The organism is Iodobacter sp. CM08 (assembly GCF_033446605.1).
Lineage (GTDB): Bacteria > Pseudomonadota > Gammaproteobacteria > Burkholderiales > Chitinibacteraceae > Iodobacter.
This window is the reverse complement of record NZ_JAWQUO010000020.1, coordinates 43107-62247: the sequence shown is the minus strand read 5'-3', so window position 1 is coordinate 62247 and position 19141 is coordinate 43107. Positions and strand designations below refer to the sequence as shown.

Annotated in this window: 12 protein-coding genes; 11 read left to right on the top strand and 1 reads right to left on the bottom strand. The window is 48.2% G+C overall.

Annotated elements, in window-relative coordinates:
* Positions 1–24: 24 nt before the first annotated feature.
* A complete protein-coding gene (gene glnE, locus R6242_RS13045) occupies positions 25–2718 on the bottom strand; it encodes a bifunctional [glutamate--ammonia ligase]-adenylyl-L-tyrosine phosphorylase/[glutamate--ammonia-ligase] adenylyltransferase (protein ID WP_318427491.1) in 2694 nt (897 codons plus the stop codon).
* A gap of 125 nt (positions 2719–2843) precedes the next feature.
* Here glnE and R6242_RS13040 point away from each other — a divergent pair, with 125 nt between their 5' ends.
* From R6242_RS13040 to R6242_RS12990, 11 genes are all read left to right on the top strand, one after another.
* Positions 2844–6698, top strand: a complete 3855-nt coding sequence (locus R6242_RS13040) for a YhdP family protein (protein ID WP_318427488.1) — start codon at positions 2844–2846, stop codon at positions 6696–6698.
* Positions 6699–6704: 6 nt separating this feature from the next.
* On the top strand, positions 6705–7511 hold the full coding sequence (locus R6242_RS13035) for a carbon-nitrogen hydrolase family protein (RefSeq protein ID WP_412100130.1): 807 nt from the start codon (positions 6705–6707) through the stop codon (positions 7509–7511).
* A gap of 195 nt (positions 7512–7706) precedes the next feature.
* Positions 7707–9146 carry a metalloprotease TldD gene (gene tldD / locus R6242_RS13030; RefSeq protein WP_318427486.1) on the top strand — a complete coding sequence of 480 codons (1440 nt, stop codon included), beginning with the start codon at positions 7707–7709 and terminating at the stop codon, positions 9144–9146.
* Positions 9147–9513: 367 nt separating this feature from the next.
* Positions 9514–10581, top strand: a complete 1068-nt coding sequence (locus R6242_RS13025; protein WP_318427484.1) for an enoyl-CoA hydratase/isomerase family protein — start codon at positions 9514–9516, stop codon at positions 10579–10581.
* Positions 10582–10649: 68 nt separating this feature from the next.
* Positions 10650–11330: a Bax inhibitor-1/YccA family protein gene (locus R6242_RS13020; RefSeq protein WP_293938028.1), complete on the top strand. Its 681-nt coding sequence runs from the start codon at positions 10650–10652 to the stop codon at positions 11328–11330.
* A gap of 151 nt (positions 11331–11481) precedes the next feature.
* Positions 11482–13749, top strand: coding sequence for a PAS domain-containing sensor histidine kinase (locus R6242_RS13015; protein ID WP_293938026.1), 2268 nt, complete (start codon positions 11482–11484; stop codon positions 13747–13749).
* 103 nt (positions 13750–13852) lie between these two features.
* Complete coding sequence (locus R6242_RS13010) at positions 13853–14461, top strand: response regulator transcription factor (RefSeq protein WP_293938024.1); 609 nt, start codon at positions 13853–13855, stop codon at positions 14459–14461.
* A 301-nt stretch (positions 14462–14762) separates the two neighbouring features.
* Positions 14763–16010 (top strand): ABC transporter substrate-binding protein, encoded by a 1248-nt coding sequence (locus tag R6242_RS13005; RefSeq protein WP_318427481.1) that lies wholly within the window; start codon positions 14763–14765, stop codon positions 16008–16010.
* 67 nt (positions 16011–16077) lie between these two features.
* Complete coding sequence (locus R6242_RS13000) at positions 16078–16977, top strand: carbohydrate ABC transporter permease (protein ID WP_293938020.1); 900 nt, start codon at positions 16078–16080, stop codon at positions 16975–16977.
* Positions 16970–17821, top strand: a complete 852-nt coding sequence (locus tag R6242_RS12995; protein ID WP_293938018.1) for a carbohydrate ABC transporter permease — start codon at positions 16970–16972, stop codon at positions 17819–17821. Before R6242_RS13000 ends, R6242_RS12995 begins: the two co-directional genes overlap by 8 nt.
* A 76-nt stretch (positions 17822–17897) precedes the next feature.
* Complete coding sequence (locus R6242_RS12990; protein ID WP_318427476.1) at positions 17898–18989, top strand: sn-glycerol-3-phosphate ABC transporter ATP-binding protein UgpC; 1092 nt, start codon at positions 17898–17900, stop codon at positions 18987–18989.
* Positions 18990–19141 lie beyond the last annotated feature (152 nt).

Genomic DNA, 19141 nt, shown 5'->3' with positions numbered 1-19141 from the left:
GCAAGCCCCCGCGCTAAAACAGTATTAGCTCTGCTCGATAAGCTCTCCAAATAATGTTTGCCAAAGTAGCCTTACCGCCGCCAGCTGTGGCTGGATGGGGAGCAGCATCTTGGGGGTGAGCTCGGTGCCATTAAGGCGGCTGCTGTGTTGCAAGCGGCGTAATTCTCGATAGCCATCGGCGGCTAAATGCGCCGCGTCTAAGGGGATAAGTCCTTGCTGTGCGGCGGTGGCTAATAGCGCGATATTGCCGCTGTTGAGGCAAAATTCCTGATGCTCTTTGGCGTGTGCAAGGATCAGGTATTGCATGATAAATTCGATATCTACAATGCCGCCACGCACATGTTTTACATCCTCTGGGTGGGCGGGGTGCGTTTCTAGCATGCGGTCCCGCATGGTGCGCACATCAAAGCGTAGTTTTTCTAGATCTCGTGGCGCGCATAAAATATCTTCTCTAATCGCTTCAAAAGCGTTGCCTACCACTTTATCGCCAGCGCAGTAGCGGGCACGGGTGAGAGCCTGATGCTCCCACACCCAGGCCGATTCTCTTTGATATTGTGAGAATGTACCAATGCTAGAAACCAACAGCCCCGAAGCGCCATTAGGGCGTAGCCTTAGGTCGATATCATAAAGATGGCCTGCAGGTGTAAGCGCGGTGAGCCAGTTGACCACCCGTTTGGCAAATTTTGCATAGATCTCGGTGGCGTTAGGATGATCGTCTTCATAGAGATAAACGATGTCTAAATCCGAGGCAAAGCCCAGCTCTTTACCTCCCAACTTGCCATAGCCAATTACGGCAAATTGGGGCTTAGGGCGGTGCTTATTGGGTAATTCTTGCCAAACTTGCTCTAAAGTGACGGTCAGCATTAAATCAGCTAAGTCAGATAAATGATCAGATAAGGTTTCTAAAACCAGTAAGCCACCTAAGTCTTGATTCACTAATCTAAATATTTGCGCGTGCTGAAAATGGCGTAAGCAATCCATTTTGGCTTCGGTGTCATCGCTTAAGCCGTTAAGCTCTTGCCGCAGAATTTTGCCAAGCTTAGGCCAATCGGGTAGTTCTTCTAGTAGGCGGAAATCGAGTAACTCATCCAATAAAATAGGGTGACGTGTCAAATATTGGGATACCCAAGGGCTGGCACTGTAAAGGCTGGCCAAGCGTTTTAGGGTTTGTGGATGCTCAGCTAAAAGGGCTAAATAAGACTCGCGGCGGCTGATGGCTTCGAGTAAATCTAAAATGCGGGTAAAGGTGGCGTCTGGGTTATGAAAACCAGCCGACACTTTAATTAAGGGAGGCAAGATGCTGTCAACGCGTTTGCGGCAGCGATCTGGCATTTGTAAATAGCGGTTGCTGCTTTGTAAAGCGGCCAAACGGCGGTTAATTTCAGTGGGGTTTTCAAAGCCTAATGCGGCTAAATCGCTGCTATCACCGTCTTGGGCGGATTGCCAAATAGCCGCTTGGGGGTGGGCATCTCCTTCGTCAGGCGGCAGCACAAATACTTGCTCAAAATGCTGCGAAACTCGGTTGCGATAGAGCGCTAGCTGCTCGCTAAATTGTGCCCAATCAGTAAACTGCATACTGTGCGCGATACGGGCTTGGTCTTCTTCATTTAAGGGCAGCATCTGGGTTTGTGCATCGTCCAGATACATTAAGCGATGTTCTAAATTGCGTAAAAAACAATAAGCTTCTTGTAGCTCTGCCACGGCGGCATGGCTAAGCGTGCCTTGCTGAGCGAGCTCATCTAAAATGGCTTGCGTGGGGCGAAGCTGCAGGTTTTTATTGCGCCCACCACGGATTAGCTGAAAAACTTGGCCAATAAATTCTATTTCACGAATACCACCTGGCCCTAGCTTAATATTGTCGATTTTGTCTTTGCGTGCTACTTCGCGGCGGATCTGGCTGTGCAGTTCACGCATCGAATGGTAGGCGCCGTAATCTAGGTATTTGCGATAGATAAAGGGGATGACTAGCTGCATCAAGCCCGCTTCATCTCCCGATAGGGCGCGCGCTTTAATCCATGCGTATCGCTCCCATTCGCGCCCTTGGGTGAGTAGATAGTTCTCCAGAGAATCAAAGCTGCAAGCCAGTGGGCCAACGCTACCAAAAGGGCGCAGCCGCATATCTACTCTAAATACAAAACCATCCTCGCTGATATCGCCAATCAGGCTGATGAGACGTTTGCCAATGAGGGCAAAGTATTCTGAATTACTGATCTTGCGTGGGCCGGTGGTTTGGCCGTCTTCAGGGAAAATAAAAATAAGATCAATATCAGAAGAAACATTCAGCTCGCGCCCGCCCAGCTTACCCATGCCAACGATAATCAATTCTTGAACTTGGCCCGATGCTTCACCTATTGGCTGGCCATAGCGTGCGTCTGCTTGCGATACCCAAGCTAGGGCGGCGCTGAGGCTGACTTCGGCCAAATCACTGATGGTGTGCATCACCTCTTGCAGCGTGGCTAGCTTGGCTAGTTCACGGCTGATGAGTCTTGCCATCACGGCTTGCCGTAAGCGGCGTAAATGCTGCTTAAGGGCGTTGTCATCTAAATCTTGCAAGTGGCTTAGCGCTTGTTCCATCGCTTGCCTTGTGAAGGGCTGGGCAATATTTGCCAGCGTGGCCTCGGCTAAATCTGGATGCCGTAGGAATAGTTGTTGCAGGTATCGACTATGGGCCAAGGCAGGGGCAAGTAAGGAATTCGCATTTTGCATGAGATCATTCATCGGTAGCTGCTCAAAAACGGTTAAAATCATAATTCCCTAACTGATGGGCTCTGTTGACTCTTGGCTTACTGCTTAAATCTTAACAAAGCCTGACTAAGCCTAACATAGCACTGCCATATTTTGGCATGCCCGAGTCGCTCGAAATGCCTGTTTTCTCTCCTTATTTGCAACGCTTCATCTCTTTTATGCACTGGCATTACCGCCTTTTGCTGCGCCTGCTTGCTGCAGCGGGTTTGTTACTGCTTGCGGTTATTTTGGCTTGGCAGTTTTATGTTTTGCCTCGCCTCGATGAGTATCGGCCATGGCTGGTGCAAAAGCTGGAAAACGCGACGGCAAGCCAAATCAGTATGGGGCGTTTGTCCGGTGGCTGGCACGGTATTCATCCTTTTGTGCGGATTGACGAGTTTAAAGTGCATAAAGGCAACCTACCTGGCTTGCAGCTCACCTCGGTCGATGCGGATCTATCCTGGTGGTCTTTGCTGCGCGGAGAGTTGTTATTTAGCCGCTTGGCCACCGTTGCGCCGCAGCTTACTTTACGCCGAGATCAAGCGGACACGTGGTTTGTTGCGGGTTTTCAGGTGCAAGCGGGGGCCGCTAAAGACGACAATCGCTTTATTAATTGGTTGCTAGCACAGGGCGAGTTAACCATCACGGGCGGCCAGCTTAGTTGGCTGGACGAGAAAACCAGTGCGAGCAAACAAGTCTTCACCGCTCTAGATTTAGATATCAAACAACGATTTGGTCGGCACCAATTTGAGGTTTCCGTAAAACCACCCGTAGCCCTTGCAGATACTCTGGCTTTGTCGGGTAATTGGCGTGGCAATGACGTGGGTGAATGGCGGGATTGGTCGGGCCAGCTCAAGCTCGATTTCCCGCGTGTGGATTTAAAACAACTCTTTGAGCAATTGCCCGCGCCGTGGCTGAGCCGTTTGACGGGGGAGGGGGGCGTGCGAGCCACGCTGCATTTTGCGCAAGCGCGCATTGAAAAAATTGATACGCAATTAAAGCTTAATCAACTCGCTGTGGCTTGGCCCGATGCTCCACAAGCTTTGTATTTGCCTATTTTTGAGGGCGGTTTTATTTGGCAGGATGATCAGCGCGAGCAGTCCTTACGTTTAAAGGCCGCGCATATCGCAACCTCTAGCGGTGATCTTTGCCAAACGTGTAGCGTGAACTATCGGCGCGATAAGGCGGGTATGCAGTATTTAGATGGCCAATCCGTCCGCCTCAATGGATTGGCAGCGCTATCGGCATGGTTGCCCGCTGATTTTCAAGACGCCAGCCTAAAGGGAAAAGTGGATCAGTTTAGTGCCCGCTGGCAAGGCCCATGGCAGAGCGCCAAGCTATTTAGTGCAGAAATCGATGCCAAACACTTAGAGCTAGCTTTGCCACAACTGGGGCTGCCTCAGCTAGGCCGCTTTGATTTAAGCGCAAAGTTTGATCAAGCAGGCGGTAAGGGCAGCCTAACGAGTAATGATCTATCGCTGACGATTCCAGCGCAATTTCTGGAGCCTTTACACTTTGATAAGGCGGGGTTCGCTGCTTCTTGGCAGCGAGCAGGTAAGGGCTGGAAGCTGGATGTGGCTAAGGCAGCCTTTGCTAATGGCGACACGGATATTCGTGCCAATGCCCAATATCTATGGCCAGGCTCCGGCTTAGGTTACTTAGATTTAAAAGGTGATATTCGTGAGCTGCCAGCTAAACGTGCCTATCTCTATTTGCCTAGAGCCGCAGGAGATGAAACCTTAGCGTGGTTAAAAACATCGCTATTGAGCGGCAAGGCGGTGAATGGCCGTGCCCAATTGCGCGGTAATTTGCAAGATTTTCCTTTCCGTAATCCAAAAGATGGTGTGTTTAGAATTACTGCCGATGCAAAGGATGTGGGGCTTTCCTATGCAGATGATTGGCCAAGCATTGAGCATATTGATGCTGCGCTCGATTTTCATGGGGCGGCGATGGACATCCACGCTAAAAAAGGCAAGATTTTTGGCGCAGAGCTACGTGATGTGGCGGTATCGATTGCGGATATGGATAGCGATTCGCCGCTATTAAAAGTGAAAGGTAAGGCGCAGGGGCCAACGAGCGAGTTTCTACAGTTTGTGCATCAAAGCCCCGTCAAAGAAAGTACCTCAGGCTTTACTGATGATTTAAAGGCGAGTGGCAATGGCGAGCTGGTTTTGGAGTTGTCCTTACCCTTAGAAAACACCGATGCAAGCAAGATTACTGGCGAATACCACTTTGTAGATAATCAGCTCGATTTTGGCGGAGCCGTGCCTTTGCTGGCTAAAGCGGCGGGGCGGATTGCATTTACTGAACACACGCTCACGATTAAAGACGCAAAAGCGCAGGCTTTAGGCGGGGCACTAAAGCTCTCTGGTGCTAGCAACGCCCAAGGTAATTTACTGCTGAATATGAATGGACAGGCCGAGATCCAAGACGTGGCTGATCGCTATGGCTTGCCATTTAAGCAGCGCTTACACGGTAAAGTGCCCTATCAGGCAAGCCTGAGTGCAGGGCAATCGCAGTTTGCCTTAAGTGTTCAGTCTCCCTTGCAAGGCTTGGCTGTTGATTTACCTGCACCTATGGCAAAAACGAGTGGGGAGAGCAGGCCAATGCGTTTGCGTATTAAAGGGGGGACGCAAGAGGCAACTCAACTTGAATGGGCTTACGATAAAAGCCTGCAATTACAATTATTACTGGGTAATCCGCCAGCACAAGCTGCGTTGGGAAACCAGCCGCCGATAGAGGCTGTTAGTAAGCTGAAAGGGCAATTGGTGTTGGGCGCGGGGGCTTTGCCCGCCATGCCTAAGGCAGGGATCAGTGTGTCTGGGAACTTGCCTGAGCTGAATGTGCAAGCTTGGCTCGATTTAGCGGACGAGATTAAAGCAGAGCCAGCAGGGGCGCGCCCCTCACCTTTTGCTGTGGATCTACGCATTAATCGTCTGATGGGCTGGGGAAGACAGCTTAATGAATTTAAGCTCAAAGCGCAGGAGCAGAACGATGCAAGCTGGAAAGGCTCGGTTGATAGTAAAGAGTTGGCGGGCGCTTTTGACTGGAGTGCAAAAGATAAGGGCAAGTTAAGTAGCCGATTAAGCAAGCTTTGGTTGCCTTTCCCTGTTTATGGCACGGTGTCCCTTGCTACGCCTTTACAGCAGTTGCCTGCCCTTGATTTGGCCGTGAACGATTTCCGGTATAAAAATTTTATTCTGGGTAAGCTGGATGTGAATGCAGTTCAGCAAGGAGAAAACTGGCGTTTGAATGGGGTGAGCATCAGTAATCCAGACGGTAAGCTAAACATGAGCGGCGTCTGGGCAAAAAGCCTGAGCCGCACCAGCGGTAATTTTTCGATTGAAACTGAAAATTTTGGCAAACTACTTACCCGCCTAGGCGTGCCGGACACCATGCGCCGTGCTCCCGCTAAATTAAGTGGCGACGTGGCGTGGGATGGCGAGCTGTTTCCACCAGATTTGTCCACCTTGCAAGGTAAGCTGCGGGTGGATGTAGAAGCGGGTCAGTTCGCTAAGATTGATCCTGGTGTGGGGCGCTTATTATCGATCTTAAGCCTGCAATCCTTGGCGCGCCGCGTGCAGCTCGATTTTAGAGACGTGTTTTCGGAGGGGTTTGAATTCGATTCCATTCGGGGCGATAGCGTGATCGACCGAGGCGTGGCGCACACCGATAATTTGGTGATTGCAGGCCCAGCAGCACAAGTATTATTTAGAGGGGATGCTAACTTTATGGCCGCCACACAAAATTTACGTGTGCGGATTGTGCCGGTGATTGGGGATAGCGTGGCGGTGGCGACAACGATTATTAACCCTGTAATAGGGGTGGCAACTTTCTTACTGCAAAGGGTGTTTAAAGACCCACTCGGCCAGTTGGTGGCTTACGAGTACGACATTACCGGCAGTATGTTAGACCCACAAATTAAAGGGGTAAGCAGCCCATTAAGTCGCCTGCCCTTTGCCAGAAATAAATAGGAGCCAATGATGAATACACTGATTGCAGCAGCGATTCAAATGGTCTCTGGGCCTGAAGTAAAGGCCAATTTAGCCACTGCCGCACGCTTAATCGGCGAGGCCGCTCAGCGTGGGGCGCAGTTGGTGGTGCTGCCTGAGTATTTTGCCATTATGGGCAAGCAAGATAGCGATAAGCTGGCGGTTAGAGAGCCGTTTGGTGATGGCCCCATCCAATCCTTTTTGGCCCAAGCCGCCATAGAGCACAATATTTGGCTAGTTGGCGGTACCGTGCCATTGGTGTGCGATGATGTTAGCCGCGTAAATAATAGCTGCCTTGTGTATTCGCCCGCAGGGGAATGTGTGGCGCGCTATGACAAGATGCATTTATTTGGTTTTGATAACGGCACTGAGCGTTTTTGTGAGGCCGATACCATTGCCGCAGGCCATCAGCCAGTGGCTTTTGATACGCCATTTGGTCGCATTGGTTTATCGGTTTGTTATGACTTACGTTTTCCTGAGTTTTTTCGCGCTATGTTGCCGCTCGATTTTATTATCCTGCCTGCGGCTTTTACCCAAACGACCGGTGAAGCGCATTGGGAAGTGCTGCTGCGCGCCCGTGCTATCGAAAATCAATGCTATGTGATTGCCTCAGGGCAAGGCGGCGAGCACATTACCGGCCGCCATACCTTTGGTCATAGCATGCTGATCGATCCATGGGGCAAGGTGCTTGCCTGCCAAGCCAAGGGCGAAGGCGTAGTGCTGGCTGAATTAAAATCGAGCCAAATGGATAGAGTAAGACGCATCCTGCCGGCGCTGACGCATCGCTTGCTTTGAATTGAATAGCAAAAGGGGTTTGGATGCAGAGCATACAAAGATCACAGGAAAAAAAACTTAAGCCTTCCCTGTGTGCCTATTATCTTGTGCCTACAGATCTTTTTTGCCTTAGAGGGATTTCTCGCCTTCCCTGCCTCTTGAAGATAGTGTGTAATACCTTTCAATAATCTGATTCACCCTTTGCGATGACACTCAATGACTCATTTAGAAACCGCCCGCCAGACGCTGCTCACCCCTTTTAACCTTGATGATGCCAAGCTAGATCAAGTATTTGGGCAGATGCTAACGCACGATATTGATTACGCTGACCTGTATTTTCAATATAGCCGCAGCGAGGCATGGAGCTTAGATGAAGGTATTGTGAAGTCAGGTAGCTTTAATATTGATACCGGCGTGGGGATTCGTGCCGTTTCGGGTGAAAAAACCGCTTTTGCCTATTCTGACGATATCAGCATGGCCGCCTTAAGCCAAGCGGCTACGGCAACGCGAGCGATTGGCCGCCAAGGCGGGCAAAATACCGTGGCGTTGACGCGTGATGTGCTAGGCCATGCCTTGTATCAGCCCGTTGACCCGCTGGCCAGCCTTGATGAGCTGGCTAAAGTGGCCTTGTTAGAAAAACTAGAGCGTACCGCCCGTAGCTTAGATAAACGCGTGGTGCAAGTGATGGCCAGCCTAGCTTCTGAGTTTGAAGTGGTTTACGTAGCGCGCCACGATGGGCATCGCGCGGCCGATGTGCGCCCAATGTGCCGTCTTTCTATTCAAGTGATTGTGGAAGAAAACGGCCTGCGTGAGCAGGGTAGCGCAGGCGGTGGTGGCCGTTTTGCTTATGGCTACTTTGACGATGCTGTGGTGCTGGATTACGCTAAAAAAGCCGTGGATCAAGCGGTGCTCAACTTACACGCTCGCCCAGCACCAGCGGGTGAAATGACCGTAGTGTTAGGCTCGGGCTGGCCGGGTATTTTATTACACGAAGCCATCGGTCATGGTTTAGAAGGCGATTTTAACCGTAAGGGCTCATCGGCTTTTAGTGGCAAGATTGGTCAGCAAGTTGCGGCAAAAGGCGTCACCGTGGTGGACGATGGCACGATTACTGATCGCCGTGGCTCGCTCAATATCGACGATGAAGGCAATCCAACCCAGCGCACCGTCTTGATTGAAGACGGCATCTTAAAAGGCTATTTGCAAGACAGCCTGAATGCTCGCCTGATGGATATGCCGCTAACAGGTAATGGCCGTCGTGAAAGCTTTGCTCATCTGCCTATGCCACGCATGACCAATACCCTAATGGAAGGCGGCAGCGTGCCACCCGAAGAAATCATCGCTTCGATCAAGCGTGGTCTGTATGCCGCTAATTTTGGTGGTGGGCAGGTGGATATCACCAGCGGCAAGTTTGTATTCTCTGCCGCCGAAGCTTGGTGGGTAGAAGACGGCAAGCTGATGTATCCAGTGAAAGGCGCAACGCTGATTGGTAATGGCCCTGATGTACTCACCCGCGTATCGATGATTGGTAACGATATGGCGCTAGATCCTGGCGTGGGCACCTGTGGCAAAGAAGGCCAAAGCGTGCCCGTTGGCGTGGGCCAGCCAACCTTACGTATTGATGGCGGGCTAACCGTAGGTGGCACGGGAGGCTGATCTATTTTTTAAGACCAGTACATCGCAGTGGCAATTAGCGGGAGCCTCGAAAAACCCATCTTTCGTCATAATACTGCGTTGCGTTTTAAAAAAATCTCCTTACATATCAAACATATGCAGCGTCGGTTTTTTTAAAATGCGCCTTGTCTTATTTAGAAATATAGGTTTTTCGAGGCCCCCTAGCCTCTAGCCAAAACCCAAATTTTGAAACACAGAGGGCACAGAGAACACGGAGTTTCACGGAGAAAAATTAGTTTTCTCGTATGTTTTTCTCCGTGGCACTCTGTGTTCTCCCTTTCCTCCGTGGTTTAAGGTTTGGGTTTTATATTGGGCAGCACTCCCCCTTGTTTTAAAGAGAGATATAAAGATGGTGCATTTTCAGCAGATCGCGCTGAGCAATGGTTTGTTCTTAGGTGAAATTTTATTGGCGTCAGCGAGGTTGAATGCGCAAAGCCTAGCCATGGTGTTAAAGATTCGTGAGCAAATAGAAAGCTGGCGTCATGATGAAAAAGTTGTGGCGGTGTTGGTGCGTGGTGAAGGCGAGCGGGCTTTTTGTGCGGGAGGCGATATTCGTGCACTTTACCATGCCATGAGCGACGCGGCTTTTGTGCATGAGGGGGATGATTTTTTTCGCCATGAATACGATCTTTGCCGTGAGTTACACCGCTTTCCAAAGCCAGTACTCGCTTGGGGAAATGGCATTGTGATGGGCGGGGGCTGGGGTATTTTTGCGGCTGCCAGCCATCGTATCGTTACCGAATCTAGCATTTTGGCGATGCCAGAGATCAGCATTGGCCTGTTCCCTGACGTGGGTGCCAGTTTTTGGCTACAGAAATTAGAAGGCAAGATTGGGTGCTTACTTGCGCTAACCGGTAGCCGCTTAAATGCGGCTGATGCGCTGGCATTTGGCGCGGCGGAGTTTGCTCTGCCAGCAGCTACGTTTGATTCACTAATAGGCGTGCTGCAAGATTTACCGTGGAGCGGGCAAGGCAAGCAAGATGCAGAGCTGGCCAGTGGCGCTTTATCGGCGCTTTCTGCCGCATGGCCTTGCTCCTTGCCTGCATCGGTGTGGTTGCCGCTGGCCGATGAGGTGGAACGCATCTGTGCGGGAGATGATTTGCTCGCTATTTGTGAACGCATTCAAGCTTATCAAGGGGATGCTCCTGCCTTACGCCTTGCCGCTGAGCTGCAAGCGGCAGGCTCGCCGACTTCTATTTTTCTGACTTGGGAAATGGCGCGGCGAGCACAGACACTTTCTTACGATGAAGTGGTAGAAATGGAATGGCTAGGTGCAAGAAATTGTTTGCGCCACGGTGATTTTCATGAAGGTGTGCGTGCTAAACTGATCGACAGAGATGATCAGCCAAATTGGTCACCTAAAAAATTATCCCAAGTTAAATTGGCCGATATCGAAAGTTTCTTTAACGCAGCTTGAAACTTTTTTCAATCATACCAATCTACCTGACATACGCGGCCAGTCCGTGAGAATGGAGACACACGATAATGGAATTAAATAGCGTAGGCTATGGCAGCTCAGTACTGTCAACCGAGCGTAATCGCGTATTACGTAACACTTATTTTATGTTGGCGCTGACCATGGTGCCAACCGCAATTGGCGCTTACTTAGGTGTTGCCATGCAATTCCGCATGTCGCCAATGATGGGCTTTATTGTTTTTATGGCTGTTAGCTTTGGTTCTTTTTATGCCATTGAAAAAACCAAAGAAAGTGCAGCAGGGGTATTTATTCTGCTGGGCTATACCGGTTTTATGGGCTTGTGGTTATCGCAAATGCTGCAAAGGGCATTAAGCTTTAGCAATGGCGCAGAAATGATAGGTTTAGCTGCAATTGGCACGGGTGCTATTTTCTTTACCTTGGCCACAATTGCAACCGTTACCAAGAAAGATTTTTCCTTTATGGGGAAATTCTTGATGATTGGTTTGGTCGTGATCATCTTGGCGGCTCTGGCTAATATCTTTTTCCAAATCCCTGCGCTGTCGCTGACTATTTCAGCTGTAGCGGTGATGATTTTCTCTGGCTTTATTTTGTATGACGTTAGCCGCATCGTAAATGGTGGCGAAACCAATTATGTTAGCGCCACACTGAGCCTTTATCTGAATGTCTACAATCTATTTACTAGCCTGTTGCATTTAATTATGGCTTTTACTGGTAATAGCCGCGATTAATTTACATGGCTTTGTTTTTACTGAAATCTAAGTTTTAAAAAATGCCGGAGCAGTGTTTGCTCCGGCATTTTTTTGTTATAAATCAGTGGGCTTTTACGCTCAGGGTTTTACCCTATGGGGGAATAAGCACAATGCACCCTATCCTCCACGCATGATTTCTTCCTTAATTCGCCGAATTGGCCAACATTGGCTCTGGTGGCTCGCTTATATATCGATCATTTTGGTCTTGTTGGCGTTGGCTAGCTTTGTTTGGTTAGATTATCGACAAGCGCGTAATGCTCAAGATACCGTCTTGTCCCAGGATTTACTTTGGCAGGAACAAGGTTTGCGTTTGCATTTACAAACCAATCAAAATGCGATCGAAAACCTAGCCTATGGCATTGCCGCCAATGCATTACGTGAAGAAGATTTTAGGGCAAGGGCGGATAGCTTATTGCGCGCATCACCAGAAATGCTTTCGGTTGATTATGTTAGTTCATCCGGTAATCGGGTTTGGGGGTTGCCTGCATATAGCTCGCGCCCTCAAAGCTTGGTGCCGCTGGATGATCCAATATTGCTTGAAGTGCTCGATGGCGCTGCAACCTTAGGCTATGTGTTGTATTCAAATGTGATTATGGCGGGCGAGCCTAAAGTCGCTCAGATTGTGTTGGTGGTTCCGGCATTTCGTGGCACGGTTTATTTAGGCTCGGTTTTAGCCTCCTATGCCTTACCCGCTATTTTGCAGCAGCGCGTGCCATGGTGGATGGTGCAGCGCTACGATTTATCCTTGTTAGATAGTAGTGGTAATGTGCTTGCTCCCCGTGATGCTCGCCTCAGTATGTCGGGTGTTAGCCGCTCAGTAGGCTTTGAGCCATTGGGGCATGGGCTTAAATTACGCGCCAGTGTGCGGCATGAAAAAACCTCGGTAACGCAGCTTTGGCTGCTCGGTGTGGTGTTTGCTTTATTGGTGGCATTGATTTTTGCGCTGCGTTTACTTAGAAAACGCATGCAGCAACGCCAACAAGCGGAAGACGCACTGCGTGATGAAATGCGTTTTCGTGCGGCAATGGAAGACTCCTTAACCACCGGCTTATTGGCGATTAATCCGGCTGGGCATTTAATTTATGCCAATTTGGCTTTTTGTAGCATGGTGGGACGCAGCCAAGTTGAATTGCTAGGCAAGGCCTCGCCTATGCCGTATTGGGCCCCTGAAGAGCTCAGTGTCTGTGCTAGTGCATGGCAATCTTTATTGTCGGGAGAATGCCCAAGTAATGGTTTTGCCTTGCGCTTTATGCGTCGAGATGGCGAGCGTTTTGATGTGCGGCTTTATTCATCACGCTTGGTAGATGGCCGAGGCGAGCATCGTGGTTGGATGGCCTCTTTATATGATGTAACAGAAATCAAGCGTGAGCGTGAGGCGCTGGCAGAATCACGTAAACAGCTGCTTACGGTACTGGAAGGCTTAGACGCTGCGGTGTCCGTCTTTGATGTGAGCAGTGGCGTGGTGCGCTATCGTAATCGTCACCATAGCGATACCTTCCCGCTGTTTGCCGATGGCGAGTGCTGTATGTGGCCGCTGCTGCCGCAGGGCGTATCAGAAGCGGAACGGCTTGATCCCGTAAGTGGGCGCTGGTTTTTAGTGCAGCGCCGCCGAATTCAATGGGTAGATGGTCATGTAGTGTGGCTAGAGATTGCGGCAGATATTACTGAAAGGCGGCTAGCAGCAGAAGAGGACCGTAGCCGTGAAGAAAAATTACAGCATACCGCCAGATTAGTCAGCATGGGCGAGCTTGCTTCTAGCCTTGCACATGAGCTGAATCAACCTCTGGCCGCGATTGCGGGCTATGCTGCAGCAGGTGAAGAGATATTATCGCGGGATGAAAAAAATTCGGTACGGCATATCTTGGTCAAAATGGGCGAGCAAGCACGTAGGGCGGGGCAAATTATTAGCGGGATTCGTAATTTCTCATCAAGACGTGCATCTAAAAGTGAGGTGTGTGATTTTACTGAATTATTAGCCGTGCCAATACAGCTATTAGAGCCCATGGCCAGAAAATACCATAGTCGGATCCTGATTGATTTAGATGATGATTTGCCCAAAGTGATGGGTGATGGCGTGATGTTGGAGCAAGTGCTGTTTAATTTATTAAAAAATGGCATGGAAGCGATGCTTGATACCCCAGTAGCGCTGAGGGAGATCAGAGTCAGTGCCGAGGTCGGTAAAGATTGGCTAGAGGTGTGTGTGGCTGATCGTGGTTCAGGGATTTCAGATCCTAGTAAATTGTTTCAATCTTTTTACACCAGTAAACCCGAGGGGATGGGGATTGGCTTGAATATTTGCCGCTCTGTGATTGAGCAGCATCAAGGGCATTTAAAGATTCAAGCGAATCCTGGTGGCGGCAGTTGCTTTATTTTTCGCCTCCCTATTGTTTTGTCTTAATCACTGATTGAGCTTTTACATATAGATTGAATAATTATGTGAGAAGTGATTACGTTTATTTTCTTGAGCTTTCGAATTATTACTATCTATTAAAGGTAATTGTATGCGACCTATTGCTGTAATTGATGATGACTCTGCTGTACGTGATGCACTACAAATTTTATTTGAAGCGCATCAATGGCCGGTGTTTGGTTTTGAGTCTGCAGAGCACTTTCTGAATGACGCCGATGCGGCAGATTATAGTTGCTTAATTATTGATGTTCGTATGACTGGCATGAGTGGTCTGGAGCTGTATAGCGAGCTAAAAACGTCCTTTTATTTGCCGCCAGTTATTTTCTTAACGGGCCATGCCGATGTACCCATGGCCGTTGCTGCAGTAAAAGACGGGGTAATGGATTTCTTGGAAAAGCCATGTGACTATGGCTTGTTGGTTTCTAGAATTGAAGCATGCTTGGCAAGGGATGAAGAGGCGCGTAGTGCTTGGAATGCCCGCCAATCCTTGGATGAGCGCTTAGAAAGTCTTACTCCGCGTGAGCGTGAGGTATTGCGCGAGCTATTAACTGGGCGGCTCAATAAGCAAATAGCCGATGAATTAGAAATCAGTATTAAAACGGTTGAAGTACATCGTGCCCGTATCTATACCAAGCTAAAAGTGCGCTCAGCAGGAGGCTTAGCCGCCTCTTTAAAAGGGGTGCAAATTTCTGAGATTTAAGCCTGGGCCTACGGTTCGTGTTGTTGCTTATTAGTGAAGCGCAATAACGCGAACTGCTTTAAATATGCCGACTTAATAGGTGTAGCTTGGTGTTGTTAAACGAAGCCCAACAATATGTAAAGTCCCAAGCTAGTCATTTATATTCACATTCAAAATAAACTTTACTCCAACTTTAATAGGGTGTTCGCCCTAGGTTTATTGCCCAATCGTATTTTGCCTCATTTGAATTACTCTTGCCGTTGGCATAAAGTAAGTCCAGCGTACAGATGCACTTAAGTGCGTATTCAACAAGAGGAAATCGATGATGAAAAAACTGAAGGTGAGTTTACTGGCTGCTAGTTTTTCAATTGCATTTTCTGTGCACGCTGCCGATGTAGAGGTCTTGCATTGGTGGACTTCTGGCGGAGAAGCTAAAGCCGCCGTAGAACTTAAAAAAATGCTTGAGGCCAAAGGCCACAAGTGGAAAGATTTTGCAGTAGCAGGTGGGGCAGGGGATAACGCCATGACGGCGCTTAAAACCCGTGTGGTATCTGGGCAGCCACCGGCTGCAGCACAAATTAAAGGCCCATCGATTCAAGAATGGGGCGACGAAGGCGTATTAGCATCCCTAGATGATGTCGCAAAAAAAGAAGGCTGGGATAAGCTTCTTCCTCCTGTTGTGGCAAATGTGATGAAATATAAAGGCAGCTATGTTGCCGCGCCAGTTAATGTGCATCGGGTCAATTGGCTGTGGGTGAACCCTGATTTACTCAAAAAAGCCAATGCCAAAGTGCCAACAACGTGGGATGAGTTTTTTAAAACCGCCGATGCCTTGCAAAAAGCGGGTATTCAGCCCTTGGCCTATGGCGGCCAGCCTTGGCAGGATGCTACCGTGTTTGAAGCCGTTGCACTGGGCGTTGGTGGCAGTGATTTCTACAAAAAAGCTTTTATTCAGCTTGACCCCGCCACGCTACAAAGCGCCAATATGATTAAGGCGCTTACAACCTACAAAAAACTAAAACCTTATACCGATAAAAATGCGCCTGGCCGTGAATGGAATCTAGCCACGTCTATGGTGATTAATGGCAAGGCCGCGATGCAAATTATGGGTGACTGGGCTAAGGGTGAGTTTTTAGCGGCAGGCAAAGTACCTGGTAAAGATTTCCTCTGTGTTCCAGCGCCTGGTACAGCGGCGGCATATACCTTCAATATCGATAGCTTTGCGATGTTTAAATTGCCGAATAAAGAGGCTGAAAAAGGGCAAAAAGATTTGGCGGTTACCTTGATGAGCCCAGAATTTCAAGAAATATTTAACTTAAATAAAGGCTCGATTCCGGTGCGCCAAGGCATGAATATGAGTAAGTTTGATGATTGCGGTAAAAAATCTGCCGAAGATTTTAAAGCAAGCTCTGCTAAAGGATCTTTACTACCATCTTGGGCACACGGTATGGCAATGCATTCTGCTACGCAGGGTGCGGTGGCTGATGTGATTTCGCAATTTTGGAATAATGATGCGATGACTGCTCAGCAAGCAAGCGTTAAATTGGCTGCGGCAGCAAAAACAAAGTAAACATGTAGACCCAAGGGGCGGCAATGCTGCCCCTTGCTGATTGCATTATTCGCTGCTGGAGAATCCCATGTCTATATCGGCTCAAGAGGCGCATTACGGCTTCACAGAGCGCTGGCTGCCGCGCCTCGTTTTAGCGCCATCCTTTTTATTAACGCTAATCTTTCTATATGGCTTTATTGTTTGGAATGGTTATTTATCATTTACCACTTCGCGCTTAATGCCCAATTTAACTTGGGCAGGATTAGCGCAATATCAAATACTGTTTGAAAATGAGCGTTGGTGGGTTGCAGTTAAAAATCTATTTATTTTTGCGAGCTTGTTTATTGGTAGTGGCATGGCGATTGGTATTGGTTTGGCTATTTTTCTAGATCAAAAAATACGCGGTGAAGGCGCATTGCGTACTATTTATTTGTATCCAATGGCTTTATCTTTTGTGGTAACGGGTACGGCTTGGAAATGGATGTTAAATCCTGGCTTGGGTTTAGAAAAACTCATGCACGATTGGGGATTCACCAATTTTACTTTCGATTGGTTGGTCAATTCAGATATGTCGATTTACACCGTGGTGATTGCAGGGGTATGGCAATCGTCTGGATTTGTCATGGCCTTGTTTTTGGCAGGTTTGCGTGGGGTTGATGATTCAATTTTAAAAGCAGCGCAAATTGATGGGGCATCTTTGCCCAGAATATATTGGAAAATAATTCTCCCCGCTTTAAGGCCCGTATTTTTTTCTACCTTAATGATTTTATCGCATATCGCAATTAAAAGTTTTGATTTGGTCATGGCCTTAACGGGGGGGGGGCCAGGGTTTTCGTCCGATGTGCCCGCCACCTTTATGTATGCTATGGCATTTACCCGCGGGCAAATGGGAGTGGGCGCGGCCAGCTCAATGATGATGCTGGCTACGGTAGCAGCCTTAGTAGTGCCTTATCTTTATTCCGAATTGCGAGGTAAAAGAAATGGCTAATACACTGGGCCGAACCCTGCTTTATAGCGTGCTGTGTCTTGCTGCTTTTTATTATCTATTGCCACTCTATGTGATGTTTATTACTTCAGTTAAAGGGCTGGAAGAAATAAGAAGTGGTAATTTACTTTCTTTTCCTACGGCCATTTCTTTTGCGGCTTGGGGTAAGGCATGGTCATCCGCTTGTACAGGGGTAGAATGCCGCGGTTTATCTTCTTATTTCTTTAATTCAGTACGAATGGTGATTCCTGGCGTATTAATCTCTACCACTCTTGGAGCGATTAATGGTTATGTATTGGCTAAGTGGCGCTTTAAAGGTTCTGAAATTATATTTGCCATGATTTTATTTGGCGTATTTATGCCGTTTCAAGTATTGCTGCTGCCTATGGCGCAGACCTTAGGCTGGATGGGGATTGCTAGCTCTACAACGGGGCTGGTGTTTGTGCATGTGGTCTGTGGATTAGCCTCCACTACTTTATTTTTTAGAAATTACTACGTGGGTATTCCTGATGAGCTGATTAAAGCTGCACGGCTAGATGGTGCTGGATTTTGGCGAATATTCTTTAAGATTGTTTTGCCCATGTCGACTCCTATTATTATGGTAACGCTGATTTGGCAGTTTACTAATATTTGGAATGATTTTTTATTTGGCGTAGTCTTTTCGGCTGGGGATAGCCAGCCGATTACTGTGGGTTTAAATAATCTGGCGAACACTTCAACTTCGGTTAAAGAATACAACGTAGATATGGCCGCTGCCATTATTGCCGCCTTGCCCACCATTTTGGTGTATGTCTTTGCTGGTAAATATTTTGTGCGTGGTTTAACCGCCGGTGCAGTAAAAGGGTGATGTTTTTAATCATAGAGGATGGGCAAGGTTTATTTGCCCACGCGGCACGGTAATTTAATACCGGAAGGATTTAATAATGGGCGCACTGGCAATTAAAAACATCATCAAAAGTTTTGGTGATATTGATATTTTAAAAGGCATTGATATTGCCATTGAAGCAGGCGAATTTCTAATCTTAGTGGGGCCTTCTGGCTGTGGAAAATCCACGCTAATGAATATTATTGCTGGCTTAGAAGCGCCAACCAGTGGCGAAATTTATATTGCGGGGCGAAAAGTAAACAATGTCCCGCCAAAAGATCGGGATATTGCGATGGTGTTTCAAAGCTACGCGCTTTATCCCACCATGAGTGTAAGACAGAATATTGCATTTGGTTTAGAAACACGGGGCGTGCCTAAAGCAGAGCAGGATGAAATTATTGAGCGTGTATCTAAAATGCTGCAAATCACCCCGCTTTTACATAGAAAACCAGCTGAGTTATCGGGCGGGCAGCGGCAGCGGGTGGCAATGGGCCGTGCTTTGGCTAGAAACCCAATTCTATTTTTATTTGATGAACCATTATCCAATTTAGACGCTAAATTACGCGTGGAAATGCGCACAGAAATTAAGCAATTACATCAACGTTTAAAAACCACCATTGTTTATGTAACGCATGATCAAATAGAGGCGATGACGTTAGGTGATAAAATTGCAGTAATGAAAGATGGGGTGATTCAGCAGTTTGGTAGCCCACAAGATATTTACGAAAAACCTACAAATTTATTTGTGGCGGGCTTTATTGGTTCACCTTCAATGAATTTTATTCCCTGCCATTTGGCCGAGCAAGACGGTGTAATTGGGGTGAGTTTGCAGTCAGAAAGTGATATTCAATTTTTAGCCGTTAAACAGAGTGCAGAATTACAAAATAGAGTAGGGCAAAAGATATTATTAGGTATTCGGCCTGAGCAATTGGATGTAGCAGAAAGGGAAGCCAACGGCTTGGACTGTCTGGTGCAATTAACCGAGCCAACAGGGCCGGATACCATGATCTTTACTGAAATAAACCACAGCCCCGTTGTGGCTCGTGTGCATCCAAGAGCTGTTAAACGGCCAGGCGAGACGCTGCGTTTATCTTTGGATATGAGTAAGGCGGTGATTTTTGATTCGGAAAGCGGATTAAGAATTGAGTAGCATGGTAGCTTGTTGGACTTAACCGCCGCTACTGAAACGGCGGATTAGGCTAGACATGTGCCCTGTCTTCGTTATAGAAGCTTCAGTTAAGCAGCCGGCTAGTAATTATTCGCCCATTACAACAAGCTCACTTATCGTAAGATGGTGGGCTT

What these genes read in the sequence shown, in the direction of transcription:
- glnE (WP_318427491.1), bottom strand. Translation starts at nt 2,718, where the DNA reads ATGAATGATCTCATGCAAAATGCGAATTCCTTACTTGCCCCTGCCTTG.
- R6242_RS13005 (WP_318427481.1), top strand. Translation starts at nt 14,763, where the DNA reads ATGATGAAAAAACTGAAGGTGAGTTTACTGGCTGCTAGTTTTTCAATT.
- R6242_RS12995 (WP_293938018.1), top strand. Translation starts at nt 16,970, where the DNA reads ATGGCTAATACACTGGGCCGAACCCTGCTTTATAGCGTGCTGTGTCTT.
- R6242_RS13000 (WP_293938020.1), top strand. Translation starts at nt 16,078, where the DNA reads ATGTCTATATCGGCTCAAGAGGCGCATTACGGCTTCACAGAGCGCTGG.
- R6242_RS12990 (WP_318427476.1), top strand. Translation starts at nt 17,898, where the DNA reads ATGGGCGCACTGGCAATTAAAAACATCATCAAAAGTTTTGGTGATATT.
- R6242_RS13025 (WP_318427484.1), top strand. Translation starts at nt 9,514, where the DNA reads ATGGTGCATTTTCAGCAGATCGCGCTGAGCAATGGTTTGTTCTTAGGT.
- R6242_RS13040 (WP_318427488.1), top strand. Translation starts at nt 2,844, where the DNA reads ATGCCCGAGTCGCTCGAAATGCCTGTTTTCTCTCCTTATTTGCAACGC.
- tldD (WP_318427486.1), top strand. Translation starts at nt 7,707, where the DNA reads ATGACTCATTTAGAAACCGCCCGCCAGACGCTGCTCACCCCTTTTAAC.
- R6242_RS13010 (WP_293938024.1), top strand. Translation starts at nt 13,853, where the DNA reads ATGCGACCTATTGCTGTAATTGATGATGACTCTGCTGTACGTGATGCA.
- R6242_RS13035 (WP_412100130.1), top strand. Translation starts at nt 6,705, where the DNA reads ATGATGAATACACTGATTGCAGCAGCGATTCAAATGGTCTCTGGGCCT.
- R6242_RS13020 (WP_293938028.1), top strand. Translation starts at nt 10,650, where the DNA reads ATGGAATTAAATAGCGTAGGCTATGGCAGCTCAGTACTGTCAACCGAG.
- R6242_RS13015 (WP_293938026.1), top strand. Translation starts at nt 11,482, where the DNA reads ATGATTTCTTCCTTAATTCGCCGAATTGGCCAACATTGGCTCTGGTGG.